This window comes from Staphylococcus sp. GW823-FHT05F06 (assembly GCF_058795495.1).
This window is the reverse complement of the sequence record NZ_JBXAHW010000009.1, coordinates 88,182-96,357: the sequence shown is the minus strand read 5'-3', so window position 1 is coordinate 96,357 and position 8,176 is coordinate 88,182. Positions and strand designations below refer to the sequence as shown.

The 8,176-nt window shown below is 26.8% G+C and carries 13 protein-coding genes; 9 read left to right on the top strand and 4 right to left on the bottom strand.

Annotated elements, in window-relative coordinates; translation table 11 throughout:
* The first annotated feature begins 503 nt into the window (after positions 1 to 503).
* The gene (locus AC1Q7N_RS07560; protein WP_001829623.1) at positions 504 to 1,004 is read left to right on the top strand and encodes a GNAT family N-acetyltransferase; all 501 of its coding nucleotides are present in this window, start codon (positions 504 to 506) and stop codon (positions 1,002 to 1,004) included.
* Between the two features lie 270 nt (positions 1,005 to 1,274).
* Here the strand turns inward: AC1Q7N_RS07560 and AC1Q7N_RS07555 are convergent, their stop codons facing one another.
* Positions 1,275 to 1,862 carry a histidine phosphatase family protein gene (locus AC1Q7N_RS07555; RefSeq protein ID WP_001829615.1) on the bottom strand — a complete coding sequence of 196 codons (588 nt, stop codon included), beginning with the start codon at positions 1,860 to 1,862 and terminating at the stop codon, positions 1,275 to 1,277.
* A gap of 213 nt (positions 1,863 to 2,075) precedes the next feature.
* On the opposite strand from AC1Q7N_RS07555, the gene AC1Q7N_RS07550 reads away from it, so the two are divergent.
* Entirely contained in the window at positions 2,076 to 2,312 is a 237-nt protein-coding gene (locus AC1Q7N_RS07550) for a hypothetical protein (protein WP_002457224.1), read from the top strand.
* Here AC1Q7N_RS07550 and AC1Q7N_RS07545 read toward each other — a convergent pair.
* Entirely contained in the window at positions 2,304 to 2,507 is a 204-nt protein-coding gene (locus AC1Q7N_RS07545) for a sterile alpha motif-like domain-containing protein (RefSeq protein ID WP_001829671.1), read from the bottom strand. The genes AC1Q7N_RS07550 and AC1Q7N_RS07545 overlap by 9 nt on opposite strands.
* 408 nt (positions 2,508 to 2,915) lie before the next feature.
* On the opposite strand from AC1Q7N_RS07545, the gene tsaA reads away from it, so the two are divergent.
* The 3 genes from tsaA (at position 2,916) to lnsA (ending at position 4,130) form a co-directional block, all read left to right on the top strand.
* Entirely contained in the window at positions 2,916 to 3,173 is a 258-nt protein-coding gene (tsaA, locus tag AC1Q7N_RS07540; protein WP_002438963.1) for a type II toxin-antitoxin system antitoxin TsaA, read from the top strand.
* A 24-nt stretch (positions 3,174 to 3,197) separates the two neighbouring features.
* The gene (tsaT, locus tag AC1Q7N_RS07535; protein WP_001829569.1) at positions 3,198 to 3,386 is read left to right on the top strand and encodes a type II toxin-antitoxin system toxin TsaT; all 189 of its coding nucleotides are present in this window, start codon (positions 3,198 to 3,200) and stop codon (positions 3,384 to 3,386) included.
* Between the two features lie 189 nt (positions 3,387 to 3,575).
* On the top strand, positions 3,576 to 4,130 hold the full coding sequence (lnsA, locus tag AC1Q7N_RS07530; protein WP_001829566.1) for a lipoprotein N-acylation protein LnsA: 555 nt from the start codon (positions 3,576 to 3,578) through the stop codon (positions 4,128 to 4,130).
* Positions 4,131 to 4,189: 59 nt separating this feature from the next.
* Here the strand turns inward: lnsA and AC1Q7N_RS07525 are convergent, their stop codons facing one another.
* Entirely contained in the window at positions 4,190 to 4,423 is a 234-nt protein-coding gene (locus AC1Q7N_RS07525) for a hypothetical protein (RefSeq protein ID WP_001829664.1), read from the bottom strand.
* 283 nt (positions 4,424 to 4,706) lie between these two features.
* On the opposite strand from AC1Q7N_RS07525, the gene AC1Q7N_RS07520 reads away from it, so the two are divergent.
* From AC1Q7N_RS07520 to AC1Q7N_RS07510, 3 genes are all read left to right on the top strand, one after another.
* Positions 4,707 to 5,453, top strand: a complete 747-nt coding sequence (locus AC1Q7N_RS07520) for a poly-gamma-glutamate hydrolase family protein (RefSeq protein ID WP_002438959.1) — start codon at positions 4,707 to 4,709, stop codon at positions 5,451 to 5,453.
* A gap of 98 nt (positions 5,454 to 5,551) precedes the next feature.
* Positions 5,552 to 5,836, top strand: coding sequence for a hypothetical protein (locus tag AC1Q7N_RS07515; protein WP_001829635.1), 285 nt, complete (start codon positions 5,552 to 5,554; stop codon positions 5,834 to 5,836).
* A 23-nt stretch (positions 5,837 to 5,859) separates the two neighbouring features.
* The gene (locus AC1Q7N_RS07510) at positions 5,860 to 6,084 is read left to right on the top strand and encodes a hypothetical protein (RefSeq protein ID WP_001829613.1); all 225 of its coding nucleotides are present in this window, start codon (positions 5,860 to 5,862) and stop codon (positions 6,082 to 6,084) included.
* Positions 6,085 to 6,704: 620 nt separating this feature from the next.
* Here AC1Q7N_RS07510 and AC1Q7N_RS07505 read toward each other — a convergent pair.
* Complete coding sequence (locus AC1Q7N_RS07505) at positions 6,705 to 6,905, bottom strand: cold-shock protein (RefSeq protein WP_001829681.1); 201 nt, start codon at positions 6,903 to 6,905, stop codon at positions 6,705 to 6,707.
* 893 nt (positions 6,906 to 7,798) lie between these two features.
* Here AC1Q7N_RS07505 and AC1Q7N_RS07500 point away from each other — a divergent pair.
* On the top strand, positions 7,799 to 7,873 hold the full coding sequence (locus tag AC1Q7N_RS07500; protein ID WP_095658922.1) for an epsilon family phenol-soluble modulin: 75 nt from the start codon (positions 7,799 to 7,801) through the stop codon (positions 7,871 to 7,873).
* The last annotated feature ends 303 nt before the right edge of the window (positions 7,874 to 8,176 follow it).

Below are 8,176 nucleotides of genomic sequence, written 5' to 3'. Positions count from 1 at the left end.
CTTGAGGGAACAGGACAAGCTGAAGACTACAGGCTGAAGCTGTCCCCTAAGAAAGCGAGCCAACAATACGAAGTATTATAAATAAATAGCTAGTAAATGAATTTATGAAAACTCATTTACTGGCTATTATGCTAGGGAATTATGTACCAGCCTCGTTTTTTTATTTAATTTAAATTTCTTATGTTATCAATCTTACTTGTTTAATTGGCCTTTATAACATACTTTTCAATAATTTTTTGTAAAGATTCAAAATATACCTTTCGTTTTTTCAAAATATTGATAAAATAAAATGTGATAAATTCATTTCAAAGTCATCATTTTCCAATTGACAAAAATATAAAATTAATTTTAAAAAACAATTTTTAAATATGTTGTCAATAATGTTTTTTATAGTAACAAAACGATTATTGCGTATTTTTAATAATTCTTTTATTATGTATTTAATAAGTCTTAATTTCAAAAATCATTTTTATTTATGTTATTTCTTTTAATGGGAGGTCACCATGAACAATATCCGTTTATTGAATCAAAACGATTTGGATTCCTATATTGAATTAATGAAATTTGGTCACCATAATTATGAATGGGATCGTTACTATTTAGAAAATGTTAGCATTGATAGACTCAAAACTATCTTGTCTAATCATACTGATTATTGGAATATATTTGGTGCTTTTGAAGATGATGAACTTGTTGCAACATGCACTTTAAAACAAATGAATTATGTAGGTAAATGCCATAAAGCTATTCTTGAAAATAATTTTGTTAAAAATAATGATGAAATTGTTAACCGAGAATTAATTAATCATATTATTCAATACGCTAAAGAACAAAATATTGAAACATTGATGATTGCTATTGCATCAAACAATATAAGTGCTAAAGTGTTCTTTAGTTCTATAGGTTTTGAAAATCTTGCTTTTGAAAAAAACGCTAGCAAAATTGGCAATGAATATTTTGACGAAAATTGGCTCATTTATTCAACAACTGAGTCATCAGATTAAAATGCTTATATTTACCTTTTAAACATTTTCATTATTATGTCCATACATCGATATAGTGCTTTTTAATCATGAGTTTATATGAATATTTAAAATGACTATTTCAAAAATCAGTAAAGCAAAACATATATTATTTAAGTGATTCCCATATACAAAAAAGTTAAAAATTTAGCCTCAAATGAAATTACACAAATCATTTGAGGCTATGTTGATTTTTCTATAATTATTGAACAATTAATGTACATTTATTATTAAAACTATCTTGTAAGTAAACTATTTTTTAATGGGATTAATTAAATCTTTAAAGATAAATTCTTCTCCATCGTATTCAAATTTTACAATGTTACAATTTCCTATTTCAAATTTACTTCCCTTGTCATACCCTAATATATTTCTTACAAACAAACCAATAGTGCTACCATGACTCACTGCTAGAATTGTCTCTCCATCTGTTGTATCCATCATTTCATAGAGTGCTCGATAAACCCTGTGTTCAACTTCAGATCTTGATTCTCCACCAAATGGTACAACAGCGTCACCATACAAATATCTAGGTTGTTTAATAGCTCTTAATAACTCGATACTTTCCCCTTCAAATAATCCAAACCCCCACTCTTTAAGATCTTTTACACACCAATATTGTTGGTTTGGTACAGCGTTCTCTAACGTGTCACATGCTCTTTGTTGTGGTGATGAATAAAGATAGTCAAAATGAATATTTTTCGTTTTAAAATATTGTTGTGCTGCATTCGCTTGTTGTACACCTAATGCAGTCAAAGGAGAATCACTAGCCCCTTGTATTTTACCTTTTAAGTTAAACACTGTTTGACCATGTCTCATTAAATATAATGTTTTAACCAATTGTAAACACCTCTTCACTCATTATTTAAGATATTCACCAAAGAATACACCCATCATTGTTTATGACACTTTTATTTAATCACTGCCAAATTACAAAGTAAACCAATGATTTAAAAAATTAGAAATCATACAATTTAAAAGCAAATTGTTTAATAAAATTTGTTTAGGGTATAACTTAACATTAGATTTACATGGAATAAAGGAGGATTAATGATGTCTACTCATAGTCAATGTAACTATGTCAATCCTAATTCAATTTCTTTAGATTGGGAATGTTTAATTATAAGCAAAACAGATATGCTACTCGATGGTGTACCTAAAGAATTAATTAATACTTGGTTAGATCAAAATGTTATCGAGCCGTTTTGTGTTCGTAATAATGAAATAAACTTTAAAACTAAAGATGTTTGGAATGCTCTTAAGACCCATAACTGGTATTATTCAAATTAATTGATATAGACTAATTGCACGATTTGTACTTTCGATTAACTGACGATCATTATAATTAAGAAGCACATAGGTTCTTATAGAATTATTATTTTTCTCTTCCTTTGGGAAACAAGCATCATTAAAAATGTATTGTGCTAAATGACCTAGTGGCGTATCGTCATTGATAAATCCTAAAATAAACTCATAAAAAGACATTTGATTTCAGCCCCTTTTTTAAAGTGTTAAAAACACTTGAGTCACCTACTTATATACTTTCACCTATTAATCATACCAGATTTCTCGAGTTTTTATGTGCAAAAAATTCTTTTTTGCACTATATACATAAACTTTTTTTGCTAATAATGATAATTTTCATTTATTTTTGTTCTTGTGATGAAATTACAGTTGTTAGAGGTTTAAAAATAACTATAACATTAAATTGATTCACATATAATAAAGTATTACTAATTTTTTTATTTTCACCATAAAAACGACAATGATGTGTATGTCTCAAATAAAATATTTTTTATGAATGTTAATATATTTACCTGTACGAAATAAATGATATTATAGTATATAAATAACTTAGTTCTATCAAGCAGTATCTATTGAGGTGTAACACCTATGAAATTAAACAAAGCAAATATATTCAATTTGATATTCACCATTTTATTTTTTTCATTTAACATTCTCATAACCTATAACGCAAATATAGATTATAAGTTATGGTTAATACCTGGTTTAGCAATTTGTGGTTTTGCTCTTTTTTCAAGCTTGACCTTAGTAATTATCTATAGTGATTTATTCAGTGAAATATTATTTTTTATCAACATTATCTTAGCACTGTATTACATTTATCCGATTTTTTATGAATTTGTCTAAATTTTTGACTAGGGAGGGATATCAATGAGCTTACATTTCCAAATTTTGCTGTGGCTTTCTATCTTATTTATCATCGCAGGAACGATATTATTGGTAACAATGCTTAAAACTAAAAAAGAAGAACGAAAAGAATCTTATCTAGGCTTTACTGTAATTTTCTTAATCTTTGGTTTTGCCATCTTAATTTATACTTTTATATTCGGAATTTTATAATATGTAGAAATAGAATCACTTTTAATGAAAAGGCATTATACTATATTATGCATCTCAAAGAGATAAACAATGTATTCTTTTTGAGATGCTTTTTAATAGCGTGATTATGATTTACTAGATTATATTTGAAGTAAATCAATTATTTTTGCAACTAGCTTTATGAATTATTCAAGGAGCTTCTTTAAATATATGAAATTAATATCTAAAAGCATATACTTATCATTTATATTTTTTATTTTTAGTCTCATGTTATTTACCAATCAAAGTTTCGCTAATGATAATAAACGTTTTCAGCTAAAACCAGGTGACATTATTGTTACAAAAGGTCCTGTTTTAAATGGTTTTTTTGGTCACTGTAGTTTGGCAATTGATCATGACACTGTACTTCAAATTGAAGGTCCAGGGGATAAACCAATGACGGAAGATTTTGAATCTTATCGTGACAGATATGGAAAAGGTAAAAATGAATGGATAAAAGTCTATCGATGTTCACACCCTAACGCTGGAACAAAAGCAGCTCAATGGGCAAAGAAACATTATGAGAATAGCGATAGCGAATATCTTGTTACATTCAACTTAAAAAGTGAAACATTTACATATTGCACTAAAATTATATATCAAGCATATAAATACGGCGTAGATAAAAATTCCGTAAGTGATCACGGTTTATATATTATTTCACCCTATGCGCTAACAGATAATTTTACAGATGAATATAAATTAAAATTAGTAAAAACATATTAAAAATCCCGATGGTAATGTGAACTTATGCTCGTATTTCACACCACCATTGGGATTTATAGTCATCCTTCTTTAAAATAGTTAATAAATTGGTCTTGCTTATCAATAAGTTCTAAATAGGAAATTGAACTAAACGGTATAATACGTGTACAATTTTTACATGGATAAATAATAACTTCGTTTTCATAATCAACATGAATATCATTCTCTAATACGATTCTCTTATTCCCTATAACAACGACAACTGATTTGAAACTATCATCATTCAAGTATTTTTTTAATAGATTTTTATTCATCACAACATCACATCCCTTTACTATAAATTACCACATTATTGTTAAAACAATGTGAAGATTTTGAATTCTTTTAATTCCTTTTGATTATAATCTTTCTTTTTGATGATTCATAAATTTTTTACTTTTATTATAAGAATTCTTTTCATTTATTAAATAGTATCTATTAAAATGGGTATAGAAAATATATAGTAAAAAGTTAGTATATAATAATTAAATGGAATTAAATTTATCACCTTATTAAATATTTAAGAACATTTATTGTTTATATAAAAAAGGAGTTACTATGAGAGACAAAGACAATCAACATTCGAGATTATATTATATTATTTTGACAATCGTTATTATCGCAATTTGCGTTGTTGTTGTAATACTTTTTAATACTTTAAAGACAAACCGTTCTCATTCTACCGATAGATACGCAGATTTTACTGAATTAAAAAAAGATACGATAAAAAATAAAGATTGGCGTATTAAAACAAAACACCGTAAAAATAAGGATATTTTAGTCACTGCAATTCACGGTGGAGGTATCGAACCAGGTACGACTGAAATTGCACGACGTATTTCCAATGTTGGAAAATATAATTTTTATACCTTTGAAGGTCTTCGAAAGTCTAATAACGATCAACTACATGTAACATCCACTCATTTTAACGAACCTATATTAGATAAGTTACTTAAAAACACTAAAGAAACATTATCTATACATGGATTCTCTGGAGATGACCCTATTGTTTATATCGGAGGTAAAGATAAAGAGATGTCTCACTCTATCACGAAAGAATTACGTAAAAAAGACTTTACTGTAAAAGAAAGTCCTAACAAAATCGATGCAAAGTCATCAGATAACATAGCTAATAAAAATGAATCTAACTCAGGTGTCCAATTAGAACTCACGACTGCATTGCGAAAACAGTTTTTCAAACATTATAAATTAGATCGACATACACGTAGTGATTCAGATAAATATACTAAAGATTTTTACAAATTTGCGAACGCAGTGCAAAAAGGTATCGAAAAGGTAAATTAAATTTTAAAATAAATATTGTAATACTTAAAAAAATCGCACTTACTTAAAATCTAATAAGTGGAATAATATTTATTTAACATAGTCGGAGGCAGATTTTGATGGAAAACCTTACAAAAGAACAAAAATATACAATAGCTAAATTTTATAAATTATATATGGAAAGATCTAATGCGGGGCAACCAGAAGAAGAAGCTAATCATTTTAAAGATTCTGTAACGGCACAAGATGATTATTTTTGTGATAGAAAATATGAAGATTTCATTCATAACTGTAAAGTCTTAATAAATGAAGGTTACTTAGATGGCGAGGTTGAAGATAACAAAATATATAATATTCAGGTTACAACAAAAGCTTTTACAGAAATTGAGCGTAGCTTTGGTTAAAAAGTACAAGTAAGGTGATGAATATGAAAGACTGGACAATTAACAATCATTCCAAACGACAATTGATTATTCAAAGTAATCATGATGATATTTCGATTATAGAACCATTGCGAAATGGTTCTTTTAAAATACTTGCTGAATTTAATGCGTTAAATACAGATTACATTCAAGTTTATGACCACACACTTGTTGTTTCTATACATGAGAAAGAGATTAGTGTGTTTGATCGATCTTCACAGTCAATTTAAAGTAAGTAACTATTTAATTTATAATTGTTTCAATTATTATTTAGAAGATTTTAAAAAAACACATCACTATAAAGCAATTTAGTTAGATATAAATATATTTTTGTGATAACCTATACATGTTACACTCTGTGAGTGTTTAACATTACTTCTTGTTATCGCCGTGCAGACTTTAATTTTCGTCATTATTAAAGTAACTGCATTGGCGTTTTTTTATTTCAAAAAGATTTTTTACTACAAATATAATAGAATTAACATTTGAAATATAGTAATCGTTATAAAACAAATACACTTTTTATTGTTATCTTTTATTTAATTTTATGAACTTATGGTATACATCAATAATCATCATAGATAAAATTGCTCTAAAACTAAACCAAAATAAAAGTATATTAATAAGTATACATCAACAATAAAAAAATAATTACACACAAGAAATTCTATAAAGTGCAACGTAGAAAGCTAAATTGAGAATTTTAATAGAGATGTTTTATAGAGATAATAAATTGGTATTCGAACTACCAGTTGAAAATCTGACTAAAGGGCTTAATATTAATTTAGTTATCAACAAAAAAGCCTAAGACAGTTATTTCTGTCCTAGACTTAATAAAGATATATAATTATTACATCTTAACAACGTTTGCAGCTTGCTCACCACGTTCACCTTCGACGATATCGAATTCAACGCTTTGGCCTTCTTCTAAAGATTTATATCCATCTTCAACGATTGCTGAGAAATGCACGAATACATCTCCGCCATTTTCTCTTTCGATGAAACCAAAACCTTTTTCTGCATTAAACCATTTAACTGTACCGTTATTCATATAGAATACCTCCACGTGCTTTTGCACTAAATATTTGTAACAAATCCATTAATTAAAAGAGAATATTCTATAAAAATAATTCCACAATCAACTTCACGTACTTTATTACTTAACCACTACTATACGCTTATTTTTGGAAAAGTAAAGGATTTTCTATATTTTATAAATTGTAGAGCTCTTAATAATGTCAAAAGCTATTTAAATAAGGCATTGTATAGATTAATAGTTTATTAAAACTAATAATCAAAATGAACTTTTCATAAAATCATAAATACATTTAACGATTAGGAACTATATTTTTTCTTACATTTATTTTTTTAACAGCGTGGCAATTAATATTTCTATCTACGCAAACTTAAACTTTTAACCAAATAAATCAAATACAATGTAACTGTAATCAATTGAATTGGAGGTGTATTTCATGTTTATTTTTGATTTATTAAATAAAGGTGTTCAATTTTTTAAAGATGTTTTTAAAACTGATGAAAAATAATCAAAACATTTAAGAGAACAATTAATACTTAAACCTTAAGCATTTTGTCGCACACGACTACATTACAAACACATTTATATCAATCTTTTTCAACTGTTAGACATAACGTATAGAATTTCACTTGAATATTCTACATGTTAAAAAGTTAGGGAAAGAAATAAAATTCTTCAAGAATTTTTTCTTTCCCTACTTTTAAAATATTAATCCTTACTAAACATATAATAATTATAAAATACATAAATTATATCATATTTTCTGCAACAGAAATGAATTCAAAGTTATTTTGTTTTCGAAATCATTTTACACTTAAGAATATTTTTTGATTACTTTAGAACTAGAAACCCAATTACTTTAGTTCAATACTATAATTTAGTTAACAAATACATAGGAGGTGAGTCACATGTTCATCATTAACTTAGTTAAAAAAGTTATCTCTTTTATCAAAGGTTTATTCGGTAATAACGAAAACGAATAATAATTAAACTATTCTCTACTCCGCCCCTCCTGTTAGAGGGGTTTTTTACGTCATTGATTGTACGACGTTGAACATAGCTCAATCAATACTATTCAAAATTCAACTGTGTAAAATGCACTCTTAAAAATGAAGTAGAACTATAGTCATAACGGCAGAATTATAAATAGTATTAGTGAAAGTATTTCTACAACGTTATCAACTTTCATCACAAAAAGACATAAAGATAAAACTGGGATAATAAAATTTAGTATCCATTAGCTATAACATAAACCTCATCAAACTTTATTTGGGAGTCCTTTTAAT

Excerpts from the sequence above, each read along its gene's own strand:
- tsaT (WP_001829569.1), top strand. The coding sequence starts at position 3,198 with ATGAGCTTACATTTCCAAATTTTGCTGTGGCTTTCTATCTTATTTATC.
- AC1Q7N_RS07545 (WP_001829671.1), bottom strand. The coding sequence starts at position 2,507 with ATGTCTTTTTATGAGTTTATTTTAGGATTTATCAATGACGATACGCCA.
- AC1Q7N_RS07515 (WP_001829635.1), top strand. The coding sequence starts at position 5,552 with ATGGAAAACCTTACAAAAGAACAAAAATATACAATAGCTAAATTTTAT.
- AC1Q7N_RS07560 (WP_001829623.1), top strand. The coding sequence starts at position 504 with ATGAACAATATCCGTTTATTGAATCAAAACGATTTGGATTCCTATATT.
- tsaA (WP_002438963.1), top strand. The coding sequence starts at position 2,916 with ATGAAATTAAACAAAGCAAATATATTCAATTTGATATTCACCATTTTA.
- lnsA (WP_001829566.1), top strand. The coding sequence starts at position 3,576 with ATGAAATTAATATCTAAAAGCATATACTTATCATTTATATTTTTTATT.
- AC1Q7N_RS07520 (WP_002438959.1), top strand. The coding sequence starts at position 4,707 with ATGAGAGACAAAGACAATCAACATTCGAGATTATATTATATTATTTTG.
- AC1Q7N_RS07510 (WP_001829613.1), top strand. The coding sequence starts at position 5,860 with ATGAAAGACTGGACAATTAACAATCATTCCAAACGACAATTGATTATT.
- AC1Q7N_RS07525 (WP_001829664.1), bottom strand. The coding sequence starts at position 4,423 with ATGAATAAAAATCTATTAAAAAAATACTTGAATGATGATAGTTTCAAA.
- AC1Q7N_RS07505 (WP_001829681.1), bottom strand. The coding sequence starts at position 6,905 with ATGAATAACGGTACAGTTAAATGGTTTAATGCAGAAAAAGGTTTTGGT.
- AC1Q7N_RS07550 (WP_002457224.1), top strand. The coding sequence starts at position 2,076 with ATGTCTACTCATAGTCAATGTAACTATGTCAATCCTAATTCAATTTCT.